This is a genomic window from Pseudomonas sp. AC193, assembly GCF_979258075.1.
The window spans coordinates 2,055,753-2,078,211 of record NZ_OZ409832.1 but is presented as its reverse complement, the minus strand read 5'-3'; the positions used below and the strand labels follow the sequence as shown (position 1 = coordinate 2,078,211).

The following is a 22,459-nucleotide window of genomic DNA, read 5'->3' as shown; positions in this document are numbered from 1 at the left end:
TATGGATCTGCACTGTTATCTCGCCCGCAAACCGCCGGATTATGCCGACACCCACGCCCTCGGCCAGTGCCTGCGAGCGATGGTCGAGGCCGGGCTTGACCGCTTGCCCTTACCCGGCAGCGGTCAGACTCTGGAACGCTTTCAGCATTTAGCCGCTGTCGGCGGGCATGATCTGGGTCTGTGCAAACTCTATGAGGGGCACACCGATGCACTGGCGATCATCGAACAACTCGGTGGTACGCCGACGCCCGGCAGCACGTGGGGCATGTGGGCAGCGGAACCGCCGCAAGCCCGGGTGAAGGTCAGTCCGGCCGGGCATATGGTCGCGTTGAATGGACGCAAAGCCTGGTGTTCCGGTGCGGCGGTACTCAGTCACGCATTGCTCACTGCCTGGGACGCCGATGATCAACAGCAATTGGTCGCGGTGGCGCTCGATCAACCGGGTGTAACGGTCACTGATGAAGGCTGGCGCGCCGTGGGCATGGGCGCGACTGGCAGCGTCGAAGTGTTGTTCGATGGCGCTGAAGGTCAGGCCATCGGCAATCCCGGCGACTACTTGCAACGGCCTGGTTTCTGGCAGGGCGGCATTGGTATTGCCGCCTGTTGGTACGGCGCGGCGCAGCAGATTGCCGAGCGGTTGCGCAAGCAGTGCGGTCAGCGTGAAGAACCACATGCCCTCGCCCATCTCGGCGCCGTTGACAGTGCCTTGCAAGCGGCTGCGGATGTTTTGCGCTTTAGCGCTTTGCATATTGATGCAAACCCTGAAGACAACGCCGAACTGCTCGCCCGTCGCGCCCGCGCAGTGGTCGAGCAGTCTGCCGAACAGGTGATCCGTGAAGTCGGCCGCGCATTGGGCGCCGGGCCTTACTGCAAGGATCGCCACTTCGCCCGACTGATCGCTGACCTGCCGGTGTTCCTCCGGCAAAGCCATGCCGAGCGGGACCTCGCCGCCCTCGGCCAATTGATTGCCCAACAACCCGATGAGGTCTGGTCGCTATGAGAGCCAATCCAATCGTCGGCCAGGGAACGACCCTGCATCAATGGCAAGGCTCGCGGCATTTGGCGGAGCTGCAAAGCATCGACGTGCTGAGCCTGGTACCACCCGGATCGCGCGCGGTGGTTATTGCACCGCACCCGGACGATGAAGTGCTGGGTTGCGGCGGTTTGCTGCAACTGCTCGCCGCTGCCGGGCGCCCGTTGCAACTGATTTCGGTCACCGACGGCAGCGCCAGTCATCCCGGTTCCGAACGCTGGCCGGTTGAACGCTTGAGCGTGATTCGGCCGCAAGAATCCGCTGAAGCGTTGCGCCGCCTCGGCCTGCCAATGCATCGGTTGAAATGGTTGCGCGGTGGGTTCACCGATACTCAAGTGGCTGCTCAGGAACAGCAATTGCGCGCGTTCATCGAAAGCCATCTGCGCCCCAACGATGTGGTGTTTACCACGTGGCGCGAAGACGGCCATTGCGATCACGAAGCCGTCGGCCGTGCCAGTGCCGAGGCCGCGCGTCAGGTCGGCGCGACCTGCCATGAGCTGCCGGTGTGGACGTGGCACTGGGCAACCCCCGAAGACGCCTTTGTGCCGTGGCAACGTGCGCGCAAGATTCTCCTGACGCCGGCGCAAGTCGCGCGCAAACGTCACGCGGTGCACGCTTTTGCCAGTCAATTGGAAGGCGACGCACAAGCCGGGCTTGCACCGGTGTTGGCGCCATACGTGATCGATCGCCTGCTGCAGCCTTTTGAAGTGGTGTTTTTATGAGTGTCGATGATCGCTATTTCGACGGCCTGTTCGCCGGCAGCGACGACCCGTGGGCCTTTCGCGAGCGCTGGTACGAGCAGCGCAAACGCGCGATCACCCTCGCCGCCCTGCCGCGTCCGCACTACCGGGCGATCTTCGAACCGGGCTGCGCCAACGGTGAGCTGAGCGCCGAGTTGGCCAGTCGTTGTGATCGTCTGTTGTGCTGCGACACCGCCGACGCAGCGGTGCGTCTGGCGCGAACCCGATTAAGTCTGTTCGACCACGCCGAAGTTCGCCAAAGTCGTCTGCCGGGGGACTGGCCGGAGGAAAAATTCGACCTGATTGTATTTAGCGAAATCGGCTACTACCTCGACCGCGATGATCTGACAGCCGTTGCCCAACGCATGGGCCAGTCCTTGGCTGCAGACGGGCAAGTGCTCGCCTGTCACTGGCGCCCGCCGATTGACGACTGCCCGTTGAATGCGCGGCAGGTTCACGATTTGCTCCACGAACATTTGCACCTGCCACGCCTGGTTTTACATCAGGAAGCGGACTTCATTCTGGAAGTGTGGAGCCGCGAACCGCGCTCCGTGGCGGCGCTGGAGGGCTTGCGATGATTGGCATCCTGATTCCGGCGCACAACGAGGAAGACTTGCTCGACGAGTGCCTGAGTGCCGCATTACGCGCCAGCAAACACGGACTGCTCGCCGGCGAACGGGTCGAAATATTGGTGGTTCTCGACAGTTGCACCGACCGCTCGGAACAGATTGTCAGCAAATATCCAGTTTTGAGCTTGAATATAAAAGCGCGCAATGTAGGTCAGGCGCGAGCGACCGGCGCGCGGATGTTGCTGGAGCGAGGGGCGCGGTGGATATCCTGCTCCGATGCCGACAGTCGGGTCGCCGACGACTGGTTGGTGGCGCAACTGGGATTAGGCGCCGATGCTGTGTGCGGCACGGTGACGGTTGAGCGCTGGCACGAGTCGTTCGATAAAGCGGCGCAGATTCGTTATCACAGCCACTATCGGACGGGTGATGGCCATCGGCATATCCATGGCGCCAACCTCGGCATCAGTGCTGACGCATACCGTTTGGCCGGTGGTTTCGAACCGCTGGCCTGTGATGAAGATGTACAACTGGTGCGGCAACTGGAGCTGACCGGCGCCAATATTGCGTGGAGTCATCGGCCATTGGTGCACACCAGCGCGCGGCTCGACAGCCGAGCACGCGGCGGATTTGGTGACTATTTGCGGAATTTGGTACAGATAGGCTAAAAAAAAGCGTATCAGTTTGCGAGGTTTCGAGACGAATCGTTGTTCATGAGCAATACTCTGTTGCGCGGCAATCCAGGGTTCGGAGCGTCGTGTAGCAATCAACCAGCCTTCAAGCGTCGGACACGTTGAGCAACGTTGCCAGGCGCACGACTGAGGGCGAAACCAACAAGGACGTCGCAACATGAAACCGTTATCCCTCAGTGAAAGCAGTTCGACCGCACAGATCTGGAACAGCGCTCCGCAACTCGACAATATTCCCGTCATTAATACCCGAAGCCTGGTGCCCGCTGGTGCGCGCGCTGTGATCATCGCCCCGCATCCGGGGGATGAAGTGGTGATGTGCGGCGGCCTGCTGCAATTGTTTTCCGGCCTGGGTCATCCATTGCAATTGCTCTCGATTACCGACGGCAGCGCCAGTCACCCTGGCTCGCGACAGTGGTCGGAAAAGCGCTTGAGCGTGTTTCGTCCGCAAGAAAGCGTTGAAGCCCTGCGCCGCCTCGGCCTGCCGATGCACAGCCTGAAGTGGGTGCGCGGCGGGTTTACCCACAACGCCCTGCTCGACCAGGAACGCCAACTCACAGAGTTCATCGGGCGCTATCTGCGCCCCGGCGACGCGGTGTTCAGCACTTGGCGCGGTGATGGCCTCGACGACCATGAAGCGGTTGGCCGCGCCGCTGCTGAAGCGGCAGAACAGGCCGGGGCGACCTTTCACGATGTGCCGGTCTGGGCCTGGCACTGGCCCGAGCGCGAACAGAAACTGATTCCCTGGGAGCGCGCGCGCAAGTTAAGGCTCGACACCTGGACAGTCGCGCGAAAAAGCCACGCCACCCACGCCTATGCCAGCCAACTCAAGGGCGAACCGGCAATCGGCATCGCGCCAATGTTGCCGCCAGTGATCCTTGAGCGGATGCGCCTGCCGTATGAAATCGTGTTTGTCTGACCCCCATTCAGTCTGCACCACCATTCCCCTGTAGGAGTGAGCCTGCTCGCGATAGCGGAGTACCTGCCAAAAAAATGTTGAATGTGCCGACGCTATCGCGAGCAGGCTCACTCCCACATTTTGATCTCACCCGACACAAAACCTGCATCCAACACACCTGCCCTGTGGGAGCGAGCTTTCTCGCGAAAGCGGTATATCAGCCAACAAGATGTTGAATGAACTGACGCCTTCGCGAGCAAGCCCGCTCCCACTCTTTGATCTCTACACGACACAAAACCTGCATCCAACACACCTGCCCTGTGGGAGCGGGCTTGCTCGCGAAGGCGCTGGGTCAGGCAACGCAGATATTGATGGGTGTTCAAAGGAACTGCCGCCCCCACGCATCAGTCGCATGAATAGGCAGTCAGGATTCAGAGGAGTGAACGTGTCCAGCGATCTCAAGCGTCATGTGGTCGACGCGCCAGTCATTCATCGCTTGCGCGTGCTGACGGTGAATACGCACAAGGGTTTTACCGCGCTGAATCGGCGCTTCATTCTGCCGGAGTTGCGTGAAGCGGTGCGCAGCACCTCGGCGGATCTGGTGTTTTTGCAGGAAGTGGTCGGCGAGCACGAACGGCATTCCAGTCGCTACAACGAGTGGCCGCAGACCTCGCAGTATGAATTTCTCGCCGACAGCATGTGGAGTGACTTTGCCTACGGGCGCAACGCGGTTTATCCCGATGGCCACCACGGCAATGCGTTGCTGTCGAAATATCCGATCCGCGAATACCGCAATCTCGACGTCTCGATTACCGGCCCCGAACGCCGAGGCCTTTTGCACTGTGTGCTCGACGTCCCGGGCCATGCGGAAGTACACGCGATCTGCGTGCATTTGAGCCTGCTCGAAAGCCATCGCCAATTACAGCTGCAACTCCTCTGTCAGTTGCTCGAATCGTTGCCCGAAGATGCACCGGTGATTATCGCCGGCGATTTCAATGACTGGCAGCTCCAGGGCAACGCCGCCCTCGCCCGCCGCGATTACCTGCACGAGGCCTTCGAACGTCATCACGGGCGTCCGGCCAAGACCTATCCGGCGCGATTCCCGTTGCTGCGCCTCGACCGGATCTACCTGCGCAATGCCAGCAGCCATGACCCGCGAATCCTCGGCAACAAGCCGTGGACACATCTGTCGGATCACTTGCCGCTCGCCGTTGAAGTGCATTTGTAATCCTATGCCTGAGGGCTAAAACGTCTACGCCGCAGGTTTTGCGGCGTTCTTCCCAATAAACAACACCTTAGATATGTTCAGAAAAACAGACAGTTGCGTCGTCTGATATCTCTCATACCACTCATCGCGCAGTTTCTTGACGCAAGCCCCTCAGTCTTCTTAGCTCAACCTTACTACCCCCGGAATCACTGCCCGGGGCGAGCCTTCTGACACTCGCCAAATCGAGCGGCCACGGTTCGCCCCGCTCCATTCGGTCGCCCCTCGTTCGGGGTAGGAGAGACGCCACGTAGAGACAGCGCATGCGATAGCAAGGTAGACCTCCATGAAAACTTCATTCACCTCAGCAGAGATCAAAGTTACTTTTTGCACAGTGTCGAGTTCTATCTTGCTGTGTTCATCCATGGAGGCGCAGGCCGGCCCTGCGGCGGATGAGACGGCGGCGTGGTATCGCCAGGATGTTCCGGTGATGACCTTGCCCGCAACGGTGATCACCCCGGATCGACAACGTTTCAGTCCACGCCCGGATGTGCAGGGCGCCAAGCTGATCACCGAAGACATTTCCCCTTCTGCCTGGGATCAGCTCTACGGCAAAAGCGCCCGACAGGCGCAAATCGATGTGCAATCGGCAGGTTTCGCGATGCCCGGCAGCGGCGATCTGAAAGGCCCGGCGGTGCTGACCCTGCAAAGCGGCAGCGGGCATACGCAAACCATCGGACTGATCGGCGGGGTCAACCAGATTCAAGGCAACGGCAATGGTTTAATCACCAGCCGCGCCCTCGCCGACCCGGCTACTGACACCCTCAACCTGCAAGGCCAGAGCCTCGGCGCCTATTACAGCCTGACCGGGCCGCAAGGCTGGCACGTTGATCTGACCGCCAGCGGTGGCCGGGTCAACGGCTTTAGCCGTAACGAACAAGGCGCGCGGCAGTTGACCGAGGGCAGCGCCATGACCTTTTCCGTTGAGGGTGGCTACCCGATTGGTCTGAGCGAAAACTGGGTGGTCGAACCGCAGGCACAACTGATCAACCAGCGCATCACCCTCGACACGCCGTATGCCGGCAATGGCAACGCCTCGTCCAGCGACATAACGTCGTGGAGCGGCCGGGTCGGCGCACGGTTGAAAGGCAGTTACGATTTGAGCGGTCTGCCAGTCGAGCCGTATGTGCGCACGAACCTCTGGCACACGGTGTACACCGGCAACACGGTGACGCTGGATCAGGTCGACAAGATCAGCAGCAGCCGCAACTCGTCGTTTGTCGAATTGGGCTTGGGCCTGGTGGCGCGGGTGACGCCGTCGGTGAGTTTGTATGTGAGCGCGGATTACAGCAGTGATGTGGATGACAATGATCTGAACGGAATTATTGGTAGCCTCGGGGTGCGGATGCGGTGGTAGACAGCGGGTATTGATGTTGTTTGCGCCGGCGCCTTCGCGAGCAAGCCCGTTCCCACAGTAGATCTCCACTGAACACAAAATTTGTGAACACCCGGGATCCATTGTGGGAGCGAGCTTGCTCGCGAAGGCCGCGACTCGGTTCTAGATCAACCCTCAGGTTTAAGGATCAACACCGCCAACGGCGGCAGATTCAGTTCCAGCGACATCGACTGCCCATGGCTCGGCACTTCTTCGGTAAACACCCCGCCACCATTGCCGTAATTGGAACCCGCATACGTGTCAGCATCACTGTTGAGCAACTCCGTCCAGCGCCCGGCAAACGGCACGCCGACCCGATACGCCTGACGCGGCACCGGCGTGAAGTTCGCCACCACCAGCACCGGTTTGCCGTCCTTACTCCAGCGCAGCCAGGCATAAACACTGTTGATCGCATCATCACCAATCAACCACTGGAAACCCTGAGGCGCATCGTCCTGATCGTGCAGTGCCGGTTCTTCGCGGTACAGCCGATTAAGGTCGCCAACCAGTTTCTGCACACCTTTGTGCTCGGAATACTGCAGCAGATACCAATCCAGCTGCTGATCGTGATTCCACTCGCGCCACTGACCAAACTCGCAGCCCATGAACAGCAGCTTCTTGCCCGGATGCGTCCACATGAAACTCAGATAAGCACGCAGATTCGCAAATTTCTGCCAGCGATCGCCGGGCATCTTGTCGATCAGCGAATGTTTGCCGTGCACCACTTCATCGTGGGAGATCGGCAGGATAAAACGTTCGGACCAGCGCGTAAACCAGACCGAAACTCAGCTCATTGTGATGATGGGCGCGGTACACCGGATCCTGCTGAATGTAATGCAGCGAATCGTGCATCCAGCCCATGTTCCATTTGTAGGCGAAACCCAAACCGCCTTGCTGCGTGCTCTGGCTGACCCCCGGCCACGCTGTCGATTCTTCGGCGATTACCAGCGCGCCCGGTGCCTCCAGCTCAACCACGTCGTTCAAATGACGGAGGAAGTCGATGGCTTCCAGATTCTCGCGACCGCCATGGCGGTTCGGCACCCATTCGCCAGCCTTGCGCGAATAGTCGCGATACAACATCGAAGCCACGGCATCCACGCGCAGACCGTCAATGTGGAAATGCTTCAGCCAATGCAACGCCGAAGCGAGCATGTAGCCATGCACTTCAGTGCGCCCGAGGTTGTAAATCAGCGTGTCCCAATCCTGGTGGAAACCTTCCAGCGGATTGCCGTATTCGTACAGCGCGGTGCCGTCGAATTGCGCCAGACCGTGGGTATCGGTAGGGAAATGCGCCGGCACCCAGTCGAGGATCACGCCGATATCCGCCTGGTGGCAGACGTTGACGAAGTCGCCGAACTGTTCCGGCGTGCCGTAGCGCGCACTCGGGGCGAATTGCGAGAGCAACTGATAGCCCCAGGAACCGCCGAACGGGTGCTCCATGATCGGCATCAATTCGATGTGGGTGAAACCAAGTTCTTTCACGTACGGAATCAGCCGCTCAGCCAGTTCCGGCCAGGTGTACTGGCGCGCGACTTCGCCAAGATCATCCAGCTCACATTGCCACGAACCGGCGTGCAGCTCATAAATCGACAGTGGCGCTGAATGTTTTTGCCGATCATGACGGCTGTTCATCCAGTCCTGATCCTGCCAATTGACTTGCAGCGGCGCGGCGACTTTCGATGCGGTGTCCGGCGGCAGGCTGGTGGCCAGCGCCATCGGGTCAGCCTTGAGCGGCAGAATCCCGTGCGCGCCGAGAATCTCGTATTTATACAACTCGCCCGCTTGCAGGCGCGGGATAAACAACTCCCAGACCCCGGACGGATGGCGCAAACGCATCGGATGACGACGGCCATCCCAGACGTTGAAGTCACCGACCACCGAAACGCGTCGCGCATTCGGCGCCCACACGGCAAAGCGCACGCCGTCGACACCATCAACGCTTGTCAGTTGCGCGCCGAGGCAGCTACTGAGGTCGCGGTGATTGCCCTCGGCAAACAGATACAAATCCATTTCACCGAGTAACTGGCCGAAGCTGTACGGATCTTCCGCCACTTGCTCGCCACCGGCCCAACGCGTGCGCAGCTGATACGGTCGCGCCTGATCAAAATGGCCGACAAGCAGCCCCGGTGTTTCGGTCTGTTCCAGAGGCCCGCGTTCTTCGCCGGAGTCCTTGTCCAGCACGACAACGCTCAATGCACCGGGTAAATACGCACGAATAAACTGCCCGCCGGCGCCATCGCCGTGGGGCCCCAGAATCGAAAACGGATCGTGATGTTCAGCACGTACCAGCGCGTCGATGTCCTTCGCCGCCGGCAACAATGCTTCTTTCTGACCCTGTTCCTTGTTCGAGAAACTCATGACTACTCTCCACCAAGATCGGAAAAGGGTTTAAGCCCTGTCAATAACCCATACAAACCGTGCAACGGCACGGGCAGCCACGTCGGGCGATTTTCGGCTTCATAGGCCACTTCATAGGCCGCCTTCTCCAGACCGAACAATGCCAGCGCAGCGTCGGCCCCTTCAGGATCTTGCCAAGCATGATCAAGACTAGCTGCCGCTCGGCGATATGCCTGAACAAATGCCGCTCGCGCTTCATTCAAATAACGTTGCGCGACACGACGACGTGCGTCTTCAGACTCCGCGCCGTGATCAACGTTCTGCACATTGATGGTCATCGCCGCGGCGTAATCGAACGAACGCAGCACGCCGCTGACATCTTTGTACGGACTGTGTTTGCCGCGGCGCTCACTCAATGGCCGCGCTGGTTCGCCCTCGAAGTCGATCAGGTACGCATCACCCTTGATCACCAGCACCTGGCCCAAATGCAGGTCGCCGTGAACACGAATCTGCAAACCACCGACAGCTTTTTTCGCCAGATCCTGGACGTGGGCCAGAATGGTTTTCTTCTCGTCGAGCAAGCGTTTGACCAGTTGCTGATCCGCCGCGCTGAGTTCGCCCTGATGCTGCTTGAGCAGTTTCAGCGCGTGCTCGACTTGCGCGGCGATATCTTTGCCCGTGGCCTGCGCATCCTTGGCCGTCGACACCTGCGGCGCAAAATCGACGTTGTCAGTCGGCGCGGCGAGCACTTTGTGCATCTCGCCCAAACGCTGACCGAGCATGCCGGCGAAGTCCTTCAACTCGCCGAGTGCGTTGTAATGCTGTTCCTGCTCGGACATGGCATCGGCGAGTTCGTCGCGCAGCGCCCGTTCGAGGTTGTTCTGCGTCCATTCCCAGGCATCGCCCTGATTGCTCAGATAGCCTTGGGCGATCATCAACAGATTGTCTTGACCCTTGGCGTCGCGGCGAATCACCGAACCAAGCAGCGGCGAGATATTTTCGAAACCGGCCTCGGTCAGGTACGCGCTCATCTCCAGTTCCGGGTGCACGCCCGAGGCGACTTTGCGGATCAGTTTCAACACCAGGCTGTTGCCGATCACCACCGAACTGTTCGATTGCTCCGCCGACAGGTAGCGCACTTCCGACTCGACACCGAGGCCGAGTTTTTCCAGTTGCGCCGTTGGTGCGAAGCGAATTTCACCCTCGCTCGATTCCAGCACGGTGTTGTTCTGCATGCCTTGCAGCACGGCGCGAATAAACGCTTCGAGGCTGAACGCATCGGTGATCAAGCCGACCTGACGCACGCGTCGAACCCGAGCCAACGCCAGTTGCTGCGGCAATGCCGGGCCGACCTGATCTTCAGCAATGAAACCGAATGGCAGTTGATAACGGCTGGTGTGGCCAGCGCTGGTGACCTCGATTTCGCTGAGCAACACCGGGTGCTGGGCATCGCCGAAGCGCACGCCGTAAGCCATTTGCACGTTGTCGATGGCCGCGCCTTTGCCGGCGAACCAGCGACGGTTTTGCAGCCAGTTCGGCAGGATGTTTTGCTCCAGCGTCGCGCGGGATGGCGCTTCAAGCAGTTCTTCCATGCGTTTTTTCAGCACCAGCGTGGTGAAGTCCGGCAAGCTCTGCGCGGGCTCGACGTGCCAGCTCGGCATCTGGTTTTCCGAGGCCAAGGCAAACCAGTAGAAGCCGTACGGCGCCAGGGTCAGGAGGAAATTCAGTTGGCCAATCGGTGGGAAGGCATTACCGCCCAACATTTCCACCGGCACCATGCCGACGTAGGCCGACAAATCCAGCTCCGCCGCTTGCGCACTGCGCGAGACGTTAGCCACGCAGAGAATGATTTCGTGCTTGCCGTCGGCATCGGTGAATTCGCGGGTGTACGCGAGAATGCGGCGGTTGCTTGGCGAGAGCATTTTCAGCGTGCCGCGACCAAAGGCTTTCGACTGTTTGCGCACGGCAAGCATGCGCCGCGTCCAGTTGAGCAACGAATGCGGATCGCCCGCCTGCGTTTCGACGTTGACCGACAGATAACCGTACTGCGGATCCATGATCGGCGGCAGCACCAGACTGGCCGGGTCGGCGCGGGAAAAACCGCCGTTGCGGTCGATCGACCATTGCATCGGCGTACGCACGCCGTCGCGGTCGCCTAGATAGATATTGTCGCCCATGCCGATTTCATCGCCGTAATACAGAGTCGGCGTGCCCGGCATCGACAGCAGCAGGCTGTTGAGCAGTTCGACGCGACGACGATCGCGTTCCATCAACGGCGCCAGACGTCGACGAATACCAAGGTTGATCCGCGCGCGACGGTCAGCGGCGTAGTAATTCCACAGGTAGTCACGTTCTTTGTCGGTGACCATTTCCAGGGTCAGTTCATCGTGGTTGCGCAGGAAAATCGCCCATTGGCAGTTCGCCGGAATTTCCGGGGTCTGACGCAAAATATCGGTAATCGGGAAACGGTCTTCCTGAGCCAGCGCCATGTACATGCGCGGCATCAGCGGGAAGTGAAAGGCCATGTGGCATTCGTCGCCATTCAGGCCTTTGGCGTCGGTGTCGCCGAAATACAGCTGGGTGTCTTCCGGCCACTGATTGGCTTCGGCGAGCAGCATGCGGTCGGGATAGTTTGCGTCGATTTCGGCGCGAATCTGCTTGAGAACGTCGTGTGTCTCAGGAAGGTTTTCGTTGTTGGTGCCGTCGCGCTCGATCAGGTACGGAATGGCGTCGAGGCGCAGACCGTCGATACCCATGTCCAGCCAGTAACGCATCACCGAGAGCACGGCCTTCATCACTTGCGGGTTATCAAAATTAAGGTCGGGCTGGTGCGAATAGAAGCGGTGCCAGAAGTATTGGCCAGCGACCGGATCCCACGTCCAGTTGGACTTTTCGGTGTCGAGGAAGATGATCCGCGTGCCGTCGTATTTCTGATCGTCATCCGACCACACGTAAAAGTCGCGCGCCGCCGAGCCGGGTTTGGCTTTGCGAGCACGCTGGAACCACGGGTGCTGGTCGGAGGTGTGGTTGATGACCAGCTCGGTGATTACTCGCAAGCCGCGTTTGTGCGCTTCGGCGATAAAGCGTTTGGCGTCGGCCATGGTGCCGTAATCGCTGTGCACGCCACGGTATTCGGCAATGTCGTAGCCATCATCGCGACGTGGCGACGGGTAGAACGGCAGGAGCCAAATGGTGTTGACGCCGAGTTCGGCAATGTAATCGAGCTTGGCGATCAGGCCGGGAAAGTCGCCGATCCCGTCGTTGTTGGAGTCGAAAAACGATTTGACGTGAACCTGGTAAATCACCGCATCCTTGTACCAGAGCGGGTCTTTGATGAAGGTGGCTGCATTGGGTTTCTTCGCCATGTGAAACTCCTGCTGAATTCTCTGGCACCACACAAATACCTCTGAATTGAGGACTCCTGTGGCGAGGGGATTTATCCCCGTTGGGGCGCGAAGCGGCCCCGTTTTTACCAAAACATACCGCGCTGCATGAAATTGGCGACTGCTGCGCAGCCGAACGGGGATAAATCCCCTCGCCACAGGGTGCAGTGCAGTGATTTACGTAGTGGTAATCCGCCAAATCCCGAACGGCTGATATGCCGGGTCAATCCGCATGAACTGGTATTTGCCATGCCAGTCCCAGCGATGCCCGTTCATCAAATCCTCACCGTGGGTCGTCGCGTCGTCCGGCAGGCCCATTTCCCACAGCGGCAGTTCAAAATTCGCTTCCTGCACGTTATGCGGATCGAGGCTGACCGCGACTAGAATGAAGTTGCTGCCATCGGCGCTGCGCTTGCCGAAATAGAGAATGTTGTCGTTCCAGGCGTTGTAGACCTTCAGCCCCAAATGCGTGTGCAACGCCGTGTTCTGTCGGCGGATGCGGTTGAGCTGGGCAATCTCGGCAATGATGTTGCCCGGCGCGGTGAAGTCGCGGACGCGGATCTCGTACTTCTCCGAATCAAGGTATTCCTCCTTGCCCGGCACCGGCGCCGCTTCGCACAGTTCGTACCCCGAATACATGCCCCACAGGCCCGAGCCCATGGTGGCCAGCGCTGCGCGAATCAGAAAACCCGGGCGTCCCGATTCATGCAAAAACGCCGGGTTGATGTCGGGTGTATTGACGAAGAAATTCGGCCGGTAGCACTCGCGCCACGGCGATTCATTCAGCTCGGTGAGGTACGTGGCCAGTTCGGCCTTGGTGTTGCGCCAGGTGAAATAGGTGTAACTCTGCGTGTACCCGACCTTGCCCAGACGCGCCATCATCGCCGGCGTGGTAAACGCCTCGGCGAGGAAGATCACTTCCGGATGCAGCGCGCGCACATCGGCAATCAGCCACTGCCAGAACGGCAACGGTTTGGTGTGCGGGTTGTCGACGCGGAAGATCTTCACGCCTTCATTGACCCAACCGACGACGATGTCACGCAACTCGACCCACAGACTCGGAATCGCATCCGGCGCGTAAAAGTCGACGTTGACGATGTCCTGATATTTCTTCGGCGGGTTTTCCGCGTATTTGATCGTGCCGTCCGGGCGCCAGTTGAACCAACCCGGATGCTGCTTGAGCCACGGGTGATCCTGAGAACACTGAATGGCGAAATCGAGAGCGATTTCCAAACCATGATCAGCGGCGGCTGCAACCAGTCGACGGAAGTCCTCGCGGGTGCCGAGTTGCGAGTGAATCGCCTCGTGACCGCCCTCCTCGCTGCCAATCGCGTACGGACTGCCCGGATCATCCGGCCCCGCCGTCAGCGAGTTATTACGGCCCTTGCGATGCGCGCGGCCAATCGGGTGGATCGGCGTGAAGTACAACACGTCGAAACCCATGTCCTGAATCATCGGCAAGCGCGAGTGCACGTCATTAAAGGTGCCGTGACGTTTGGGGTCGTCGGTGATCGAGCGCGGAAACAGCTCGTACCAACTGGCGAACTCGGCCAGTTCGCGTTCGACGTCCATCGGGAATTCAGCGCTGACGCTCAGGTAGGCGCGGTGATCGGCCTCGGCCATCAATTGCGCACTGCGCGAGTGCAGAAACAGCGCGACCTGCTCGGTTTCGAGCAGCCCGGACAGTTCATGGTGCAGCGCGGCGAGCTGTTCGCTGAGCTGACCTTCGCTGCGTTCGGCGGCCTGCTGCACCATCGTGCGACCTTCCTGCAACTCCAGCGAGACCGGCACGGCGGCGGTGTGCTTCTTTTCCAGTTCGTACTGAAAACTGGCGAAATGATCGATCCACGCTTCGATGCAATACAGAAAGCGACCCTGATGCTCGGGGCGGAATCGACCCTTCCAGCCATTGTTACCCTGGTCGGACATGACCTCGCTTTGCCAGGTCTCCTCGCCTTCCTCGCGCCAGCGAATGCGCACCGCCAGCTTGTCGTGACCGTCGGCGAAGACTTTGCTGGTGACCACCACTTCACGGCCGGCAATCGACTTCACGGCGAACTGCCCGCCATCGAGGGTCGGCATGGTGTCTTCAATGGCGATGCGTGGCAGCAACAAAGCCTGCGACAGCGGAATGTGCGGGTTGTAGCTTAGTTCTGAGGGGTTTTCAGCAGTCATTGAGCATCTCTCCTTAACGCCCAAAGGACGCTCTTGTGCCGGTTCAGCGTTCGCAATCGAGCGCCCGTCCGGAATGAACTCACTTAGGTTCCGAGCGACCGGTGCCGGGAAAAGTTCAGATGAAATTGCCGTTACAGAAAAGCGGATCGAATTCGCCACGAGGTGGTCAATCCACTTAAGCACTTCTCACGCCATGTGCCACACGGAGGTCTACTGATGAACATCCCGATCCCGGCCGAAACGCCTGATCCGAACATCGACAAACCCACTCTTCCGGAAACCGAACCGCAACCGATTCCAGAGCAAGAGCCGCCAGGCACCACGCCTCCGCCGAAAGAAGAACCACCAACGACGATGCCGCCGGTGATCGTCTGATATCCCCTGACATCACCCCTGTAGGAGCTGCCGAAGGCTGCGATCTTTTGATGTTGCTTTTTATAAAGATCAAAAGATCGCAGCCTTCGGCAGCTCCTACACGAATTTGTGGTTAGAGCAGATCGTTTTTCTGTTCATCCTTCTCAAACAAACGCACGATCCGGGGCATCACGCTGAAAATCCCCAGCGCCAGCAAAGTACTCAGCAGCGCCGTCGCCTCCTTGCCCAACCCCGCCGCCACCCCAATCGCCGCCGTCATCCACAGCCCCGCTGCCGTGGTCAGGCCTTTGACGTGACCTTCATCGCCTTCCTTGTTCTTCAAAATCGTGCCCGCACCAAGGAAGCCGATCCCGGCGATAACCCCCTGCAGCACCCGGCTCATCGCATCGGACTCCGCCCCTGACGTCTGTGGCACCAGCACAAACAGCGCCGCGCCGAGCGCCACCAACATGTGCGTGCGCACCCCGGCCGCCTTGCCTTTATGCTCGCGTTCGAAACCGAGAATCCCGCCCAATACCGCCGCCATCACCAGCCGTACGGTGATTCGCGTCAGCTGCGACGCGTCACCAATGTCGGCAAATTCCGCTTGCAGCGTCACCCACACTTCATGCCACCAGGCGTTCATCGTGCCGTCCTTTTTATGAGTCGATAGATGATGGACAGCGGCGACCATTAATCGGTTGCGCCGAACGATCGGCAAAGCATGCGCCCTAACGTTTCAGACACCCCCGGAAAAAGGACAGCCCCATGCCCCTGCGCGTCGATGAATCCAATCCCGAGCAAAAAGTGTGTTTCTTTACCGTCGAACATGGCGAGGAAATTCGCATCTGCGACACCCTGGAAGTCAAAACGGACAGTGAAAAAGCCATGTCTTTCGTTGAGATAGAAGGCAAGCGCGTGTACATCACCGAAGCAGAAGCCGACGCCTTGACCGTAGCAGGTGCCAAGGACGGTCGTAAGCATCTCAAGGCTGATGAGAGTGATTCGGTGATTTGACTGACCTTGGTCAACACCCGGCGCAGACGCCTGCGATAGGCGTTTGCGCCTTTGCCTGCGGGCTGCTTCAAGTTGTCGCAGGACATGTCCAAAAGCGCATCTGATACGCTTTTTATTCAAATACCTGAGTCTGTTATGCAAACAGATCGACGCCCATAGTTCGCTGGCCTGATGGAGGCTGATGAGCGAACGACCATGAGCGAACAAATCCCCGTCCGAACCGTAGACGCATCTCCAACTATAAAAAGCATTCCCGCACGCCCAATGAAGGCGACGGCAAAATCCAGCGACAATCAAATCCACACCCGCAGCTTCACCGGCCTGTTCCGCACCTTGCGTATGAGCGGCGCGGGGTTTCTGTTTTTGTTGTTTTTCGGCACGGTGTGGCTGAACTGGGGCGGGCGTCAGGCCGTGCTCTGGGATCTGTCGGAAAGCAAATTCCACATCTTCGGCGCGACCTTCTGGCCACAGGATTTCATCTTGCTGTCGGCACTGCTGATCATCGCCGCGTTCGGCCTGTTCGCCATCACCGTGTTTGCCGGCCGGGTCTGGTGCGGTTACACCTGCCCGCAGAGCTCGTGGACGTGGATTTTCATGTGGTGCGAGAAGATCACTGAAGGCGAACGCAACCAGCGGATCAAACTGCAAGCGGCGCCGTGGAGCCTGAACAAACTGGCGCGCCGTGCCGCCAAACACACTTTGTGGCTGGCGATCAGCGTGCTGACCGGGCTGACGTTTGTCGGCTACTTCACGCCGATTCGTCCGCTCGCTGAAGAGTTGCTGACGTTGCAAATCGGCGGGGTCAGTCTGTTCTGGGTGCTGTTCTTTACCGCCGCCACCTACATCAACGCCGGCTGGCTGCGCGAAGCGGTGTGCATGCACATGTGCCCGTATGCGCGATTCCAGAGCGTGATGTTCGACAAAGACACCCTGACGATTGCCTACGACGTGGCGCGCGGCGAAAACCGTGGCCCGCGCAAACGCGATGTGAAACCCGCCGAGGCCGGTTTGGGCGACTGCATCGACTGCCAACTGTGTGTGCAGGTATGTCCGACCGGCATCGACATCCGCGACGGCTTGCAGATGGAATGCATCGGTTGCGCGGCGTGTATCGATGCCTGCGATTCGATCATGGACAAAATGAACTACCCGCGCGGGCTGATTCGCTATAGCTCTGAACGCGAACTGCAGGGCGGTAAAACCCACCTGCTGCGGCCTCGGCTGATCGGTTACACGGTGGTGTTGCTGCTGATGATCGGCGCACTCGCCCTGGCGTTGGTTGAACGGCCGATGGTCTCGCTGGACGTCACCAAGGATCGCGGGCTGTTCCGAGAGAACGCTCAAGGCCAGATCGAAAACATCTACAGTCTCAAAGTCATCAACAAAACCCAGCAACGTCAGGTTTACAATCTGAGCCTTTTGGACGGGGACGGCTTTCAGTTGCAGGGTAAGACTGAGTTGAGTCTTGCACCGGGCGAGATTGTCGATGTGCCGGTGTCGGTGGCAATGACGACGGAACGGCCCGCGAGTAGTTCGCAAACGTTGAATTTCAAAGTGAGTGATAGCGATGAGCCGGAGGTTTACAGCGTGGCGAAGAGCCGGTTTGTGGCGCCGATGAATCGCTGAAACCTTGCAATTGCGGCCCCTCACCCCAGCGCTCTCCCAGAGGTAGAGGGAGCCGACCGAGGTGTCTGGCGTTACACATCGACCTGAAAGACCGAGGCGATTATGGATTCAACACAGCACTTTCAGGTCGGCGTACTTCGCCAGCATCCCCCAATCAGTCCCCTCTCCCTCCGGGAGAGGGCTAGGGTGAGGGGCTTTTCCCCTGACACCTATCAATCAACAAGCACCAAGGCTCCTCGATGAAACGCTACGAAAAATTCGCCGACGACATCGCTGAACTGATCCGCTCCGGCGTCCTCGGTCCCGGCCAGCGCGTGCCCTCGGTGCGCTACGCCAGCCAGACCTACGGCGTCAGCCCCTCCACCGTGTTCCAGGCCTACTACCTGCTCGAGCGCCGAGGCCTGATCCGCGCCCGCCCCCGTTCCGGCTACTTCGTCAACGCCCATGCGCCGAGCCCGTTCTCGGAGCCGGTGATCAGCCATCAGGTCAACGAATCCACCGAAGTCGACGTCAGTGAACTGGTGTTCTCGGTACTCGATTCGATCAAAGATCCAAACACCGTGCCCTTCGGCTCAGCCTTCCCCAGCCCGACCCTGTTCCCCCTGCAACGCCTGTCCCGGTCGCTGGCCAGCGCCGCGCGGGAGATGGATCCGCGCATGGTCGTCACCGACATGTCGCCGGGCAACCCGCAACTGCGCCGCCAGATCGCCCTGCGTTACATGGTCGGCGGCCTGATGCTGCCAATGGAAGAGTTGCTGATCACCAACGGCGCCCTCGAAGCGCTGAACCTGTGCCTGCAAGCGGTGACCGAACCCGGCGATCTGGTGGCCATCGAAGCCCCGGCGTTCTATGCGAGTCTGCAAGTGCTCGAACGCCTCAAACTTAAAGCCGTGGAAATCCCCGTGCACCCGCGCGACGGCATCGACCTCAATGTGCTCGCGCAGACGCTCGAACGTCACCCGATCAAAGCCTGCTGGTGCATGACCAGTTTCCAGAACCCGATGGGCGCAACCATGCCCGAGGCGAAGAAACAGGAACTGGTCGAACTGCTGCGCCGTCACCAAGTGCCGCTGATCGAAGACGACGTCTACGCCGAACTCTATTACGGCCAGCAAGCGCCGAAACCGGCGAAAGCCTTCGACACCGAAGGTCTGGTCATGCACTGCGGTTCGTTCGCCAAAAGCCTGGCTCCCGGCTACCGCATCGGCTGGGTCGCTGCCGGGCGCTTCGCGCAAAAAATCGAACGGCTGAAGCTGATGACCTCGCTGTGCGCCTCGATGCCCGCGCAAGCAGCGATTGCCGACTACCTGCAGCACGGCGGCTACGACCGCCACCTGCGCAAATTGCGCTATGCCCTGGAAGAGCAGCAAAGCGCCATGCTCGCCGCCATCGCCCGTTACTTCCCGGCCCAGACACGCGTCAGCCAACCCGCCGGCGGCTACTTTTTGTGGCTGGAGCTGCCAGAGCAGATGGATTCGTTGAAGTTGTTTCAGATGGCGCTGGCACAAGGCATCAGCATCGCCCCGGGGCCGATCTTTTCGCCGACGCAGCGCTTCAGGAATTGCATTCGCCTGAACTATGGCAGCCCGTGGACGGAGGATTCGGAAAAAGCGATGGAGACGTTGGGGCGGATTGTGCGGTCGTTCTGACAGCTTGATGTTGCCGCCGCTACCGCCTTCGCGAGCAAGCCCGCTCCCACACTGGTTATGTGTCGTTCACACATCCAATGTGGGAGCGGGCTTGCTCGCGAAGAGGCCAGAACTGCCCATGCAAATTCAGGTCTTAACGCCCGCCACCCAAATCAACAAACGTCCCCGTCGCATACGAAGCCTTGTCCGACAACAACCAGACAATCGCCTCCGCCACTTCATCCGGTCGCCCCCCACGGGCCATCGGAATCGCTGACTCAAGCTTGCTGACCCGATCAGGATCGCCGCTCAGCGCGTGGAAATCGGTGTAGATGTAACCCGGGCGCACCGCGTTAACGCGAATGCCCTCGCCTGCCACTTCCTTGGACAGGCCGATGGTGAACGTATCGAGCGCGCCTTTGGAGGCGGCGTAATCGACGTACTCATTCGGCGAGCCCAGACGCGCCGCCACCGACGAGACGTTGACGATGCTGCCGCCCTGCCCGCCATGTTTTGGCGACATGCGCAGGATCGCGTGCTTGGCACAGAGGATCGGTGCCAAAACATTGGTTTTCATGATTTTGAGGATGCGGAATTCGGACATTTCGTCGACCCGCGATTTGTGCCCGACGGTGCCGGCGTTGTTCACCAGGGCGGTGACCCGGCCCAGTTCGGTGTCGACGCGCTGAAACAGCGCGACCACTTCGTCTTCGATGCTGACGTCGGCGCGAACCGCAATGGCTTGTGCGCCCAGTGCACGGACTTGCTCCAGCACGCTATGCGCGGCCTGTTCATCCGACTGATAATTGATGCAGATCCGATAGCCTTGTTCGGCCGCCAACAACGCCGTAGCAGCGCCAATCCCGCGCCCGCCACCGGTGATCACAATGACTTTATCCATGCTGGCCCTTCCCCCGAATGCACCCATAACAGTCGGGGGAAAGAATAACCGCCATTGCCGGGTTTTGCATGGGTTGTCGTAAACATCCACCCTGTTGAACACCGCCCCCTGTAGCGAGGGGATTTATCCCCGATGGGTTGCGCAGCAGCCCCAAAAACATCCAGTGCGGTGTGTCAGCAAGAACTGGGTGCAGGTATGAGGGGCCGCTTCGCAGCCCATCGGGGATAAATCCCCTCACCACAAGGAATCTCAGACTTGAGCGAGTTGTTCGCCGCGCACGATGTCCTGCATAAACCGCTCCGCCGGCATCGGGTGCCCGAGCAGATAACCCTGCAACGAATCACAGCCCAATTGCGTCAGAAAATCCTGCTGTACGCCTGTCTCCACGCCTTCAGCAACAATGCGCAAACCCAGCGCCTGGCCCAGCGCGACAATCGCCGAAACGATCGCCGCATCATCGCTGTCATGCTCCAGATCACGCACAAAGCCACGATCAATCTTCAGTTCATTGGCCGGCAAACGCTTGAGGTACATCAGGCTCGAATAACCGGTACCGAAGTCGTCGATCGATAAATCGACGCCCATGTCCGACAACTCCTGCAACACCGTCATGCTCGCATCGGCGTCGCTCATGGCGGTGGTTTCGGTGATTTCCAGGGTCAGGCTGTTGGCCGGCAGACGATGAGTCGCTAACGCTTTGGCCACGCTCTGCACCAACCCGGCATGACAGAACTGCAACGCCGACAGGTTTACTGCGATGCGCCAGTCGGTGTAACCGAGCACGTACCACTCGCGCATCTGGCGGCAGGCTTCATTGAGCACCCACTCGCCGATCGGAATGATCAAACCGGTTTTCTCCGCCAGATCAATGAACTTGTCCGGCATCAGCATGCCGTGCAGCGGATGCTCCCAGCGCAGCAGCGCCTCGGCACCGACCGGGCAACCGTTGGCCGCATCGAATTTGGGTTGGTAATGCAGGCTGAACTGGCTGTGTTCCAGCGCCGCACGCAAATCCTGCAGGAGTTGCAGTTGCTTGCGCGCATTGCTGTTCATCGACGCGTCGAAGAAGCTGTAACCGTTTTTGCCGCCACCCTTGGCGTGGTACATCGCCGCGTCGGCGTTCATCAGCAGTTCTTGCGTGGTCTGGCCATTGCCCGGATACAGGGCGATGCCGACGCTGGCAGAGATCTGCAAATCGTGTTCAGCCACGCGGAACGAGCGTGCGATCAGGCCAACCTGACGCGCCGCCAGGCTCAATGCATCGTTCGTTTCGGCGAGGCGCACCAGCAAAACGAATTCGTCGCCGCCGATGCGCGCGAGCGTGTCCTGACTGCGCAGATCTTCGCGCAGGCGTTGCGCCACTTCGCGCAGCAACTGGTCGCCCATGTGATGGCCGAACGCATCGTTGACTGGTTTAAAGCCATCCAGATCGATGAACATCAAGGCGAAACAGCCGCCCTGTTCATGCACCTTTTTCATCGCCTGATTGATGCGGTCATCGAGCAACATGCGGTTCGGCAAACCGGTCAGCGTGTCGTGCAGGGCCAGTTGCGTCAGTTCGCGGTTGGCTGCGGTCAGCGAGTGCGCCAGATCAGCGGTGCGCGCTTCGAGGCGAGCATCAAGAATCGAGGTGAGCAAGGCGATCGACAGCACCGCCAACGTGGTGATCAGCACCAGACTGTCGAGGCCATTGCCCTTCAGGCCATCGATGGTCGCGCCACAGAAGCTGCCGTCAGGAAACTTCGCAGCGGCCATGCCGGTGTAGTGCATGCCGACAATGGCGATGCCCATGATCACCGCCGCACCGCCACGAATCAGCCGTACATACGGCGAATGCTGGCGCAGGCGAAAGGCAATCCACAGCGCGGCGGCCGAGGCGCCGACCGCGATCAGCAACGATGCGCTGAACAGTGTCGGGTCGTAATCGATGCCTGGGGTCATGCGCATCGCGGCCATGCCGGTGTAATGCATGGTGCTGATACCGGCGCCCATGATCAGCGCACCGAAGGCCAGTTGCCAGATTGGTAGCTTCGGCTGACTGACCAGCCATAGTGCAAAGCCGCACGACAGCACGGCGATCAGCAGCGACAGCGCGGTGATGCCAATGTCGTAACCCAGATCAATCGGCAGTTTGAAGGCGAGCATGCCAATGAAGTGCATTGACCAGACGCCGACCCCCATGGCCAATGCGCCGCCCGCCGTCCAGAAATGCACGGCGCGGCCCTTGGCGGTGGCGATGCGGCCGCTGAGGTCGAGGGCGGTGTACGAGGCGAGAATCGCCACGCATAACGAGATGAGTACGAGGGTGGAGGAATAGCTACCAGTGAGCATGAAAGTTCTCTTGACCACCCAAACCGTACTGCGTCCATTCTCGGCTGGGCAAATGCGGCGATTGTACTGATTGCGCGGAAGAACGCACTGACAAAGTAAGCAAATTGCCATCAAGCCGATGAAACGCTTGTTTGATCGTCCT

The 22,459-nt window shown here is 59.6% G+C and carries 16 protein-coding genes and 1 pseudogene; 11 read left to right on the top strand and 6 right to left on the bottom strand.

The features are described 5' to 3' along the window. The first annotated feature begins 1 nt into the window (after position 1). The 7 genes from ACZZ0D_RS09570 to ACZZ0D_RS09540 all read left to right on the top strand — a co-directional run bounded on the left by ACZZ0D_RS09570 (position 2) and on the right by ACZZ0D_RS09540 (position 6,547). Positions 2–1,000: an acyl-CoA dehydrogenase family protein gene (locus tag ACZZ0D_RS09570; protein WP_463553045.1), complete on the top strand. Its 999-nt coding sequence runs from the start codon at positions 2–4 to the stop codon at positions 998–1,000. Then, positions 997–1,755, top strand: coding sequence for a PIG-L deacetylase family protein (locus tag ACZZ0D_RS09565; RefSeq protein WP_463553044.1), 759 nt, complete (start codon positions 997–999; stop codon positions 1,753–1,755). The genes ACZZ0D_RS09570 and ACZZ0D_RS09565 overlap by 4 nt, the downstream gene beginning before the upstream one ends. Further along, entirely contained in the window at positions 1,752–2,351 is a 600-nt protein-coding gene (locus ACZZ0D_RS09560; protein WP_463553043.1) for an SAM-dependent methyltransferase, read from the top strand. Before ACZZ0D_RS09565 ends, ACZZ0D_RS09560 begins: the two co-directional genes overlap by 4 nt. Next, positions 2,348–3,007: a glycosyltransferase family 2 protein gene (locus ACZZ0D_RS09555; protein WP_463553042.1), complete on the top strand. Its 660-nt coding sequence runs from the start codon at positions 2,348–2,350 to the stop codon at positions 3,005–3,007. The genes ACZZ0D_RS09560 and ACZZ0D_RS09555 overlap by 4 nt, the downstream gene beginning before the upstream one ends. A gap of 181 nt (positions 3,008–3,188) precedes the next feature. Next, positions 3,189–3,947, top strand: a complete 759-nt coding sequence (locus ACZZ0D_RS09550; protein ID WP_463553041.1) for a PIG-L deacetylase family protein — start codon at positions 3,189–3,191, stop codon at positions 3,945–3,947. A gap of 424 nt (positions 3,948–4,371) precedes the next feature. Beyond that, complete coding sequence (locus ACZZ0D_RS09545) at positions 4,372–5,154, top strand: endonuclease/exonuclease/phosphatase family protein (protein WP_053120620.1); 783 nt, start codon at positions 4,372–4,374, stop codon at positions 5,152–5,154. Between the two features lie 322 nt (positions 5,155–5,476). Then, positions 5,477–6,547 carry an autotransporter domain-containing protein gene (locus tag ACZZ0D_RS09540; RefSeq protein WP_282358001.1) on the top strand — a complete coding sequence of 357 codons (1,071 nt, stop codon included), beginning with the start codon at positions 5,477–5,479 and terminating at the stop codon, positions 6,545–6,547. Positions 6,548–6,693: 146 nt separating this feature from the next. Here the strand turns inward: ACZZ0D_RS09540 and glgB are convergent. The 3 genes and pseudogenes from glgB to ACZZ0D_RS09525 form a co-directional block, all read right to left on the bottom strand. Then, a pseudogene (glgB, locus tag ACZZ0D_RS09535) lies at positions 6,694–8,923 on the bottom strand (1,4-alpha-glucan branching protein GlgB). A gap of 2 nt (positions 8,924–8,925) precedes the next feature. Beyond that, positions 8,926–12,267 carry a maltose alpha-D-glucosyltransferase gene (gene treS, locus ACZZ0D_RS09530; RefSeq protein WP_053120593.1) on the bottom strand — a complete coding sequence of 1,114 codons (3,342 nt, stop codon included), beginning with the start codon at positions 12,265–12,267 and terminating at the stop codon, positions 8,926–8,928. 195 nt (positions 12,268–12,462) lie between these two features. Then, positions 12,463–14,460 carry an alpha-1,4-glucan--maltose-1-phosphate maltosyltransferase gene (locus ACZZ0D_RS09525; protein WP_463553040.1) on the bottom strand — a complete coding sequence of 666 codons (1,998 nt, stop codon included), beginning with the start codon at positions 14,458–14,460 and terminating at the stop codon, positions 12,463–12,465. 216 nt (positions 14,461–14,676) lie between these two features. Between ACZZ0D_RS09525 and ACZZ0D_RS09520 the strand changes: the two genes are divergently transcribed. Beyond that, on the top strand, positions 14,677–14,835 hold the full coding sequence (locus tag ACZZ0D_RS09520) for a hypothetical protein (RefSeq protein WP_003224520.1): 159 nt from the start codon (positions 14,677–14,679) through the stop codon (positions 14,833–14,835). Positions 14,836–14,947: 112 nt separating this feature from the next. Here ACZZ0D_RS09520 and ACZZ0D_RS09515 read toward each other — a convergent pair whose 3' ends face one another. Continuing rightward, positions 14,948–15,460, bottom strand: a complete 513-nt coding sequence (locus ACZZ0D_RS09515; RefSeq protein WP_053120597.1) for an MgtC/SapB family protein — start codon at positions 15,458–15,460, stop codon at positions 14,948–14,950. A 122-nt stretch (positions 15,461–15,582) separates the two neighbouring features. Here ACZZ0D_RS09515 and ACZZ0D_RS09510 point away from each other — a divergent pair, with 122 nt between their 5' ends. From ACZZ0D_RS09510 to mapR, 3 genes are all read left to right on the top strand, one after another. Continuing rightward, positions 15,583–15,831: a DUF3203 family protein gene (locus tag ACZZ0D_RS09510; RefSeq protein WP_053120599.1), complete on the top strand. Its 249-nt coding sequence runs from the start codon at positions 15,583–15,585 to the stop codon at positions 15,829–15,831. 195 nt (positions 15,832–16,026) lie between these two features. Next, positions 16,027–17,457, top strand: coding sequence for a cytochrome c oxidase accessory protein CcoG (gene ccoG / locus ACZZ0D_RS09505; RefSeq protein WP_463553039.1), 1,431 nt, complete (start codon positions 16,027–16,029; stop codon positions 17,455–17,457). Between the two features lie 239 nt (positions 17,458–17,696). Then, on the top strand, positions 17,697–19,106 hold the full coding sequence (gene mapR, locus ACZZ0D_RS09500) for a GntR family transcriptional regulator MpaR (RefSeq protein ID WP_463553038.1): 1,410 nt from the start codon (positions 17,697–17,699) through the stop codon (positions 19,104–19,106). Between the two features lie 133 nt (positions 19,107–19,239). Here the strand turns inward: mapR and ACZZ0D_RS09495 are convergent, their stop codons facing one another. After that, the gene (locus ACZZ0D_RS09495) at positions 19,240–19,986 is read right to left on the bottom strand and encodes an SDR family oxidoreductase (RefSeq protein WP_053120606.1); all 747 of its coding nucleotides are present in this window, start codon (positions 19,984–19,986) and stop codon (positions 19,240–19,242) included. A 249-nt stretch (positions 19,987–20,235) separates the two neighbouring features. Further along, the gene (locus ACZZ0D_RS09490; protein WP_463553037.1) at positions 20,236–22,317 is read right to left on the bottom strand and encodes a putative bifunctional diguanylate cyclase/phosphodiesterase; all 2,082 of its coding nucleotides are present in this window, start codon (positions 22,315–22,317) and stop codon (positions 20,236–20,238) included. Between the last annotated feature and the right edge of the window lie 142 nt (positions 22,318–22,459).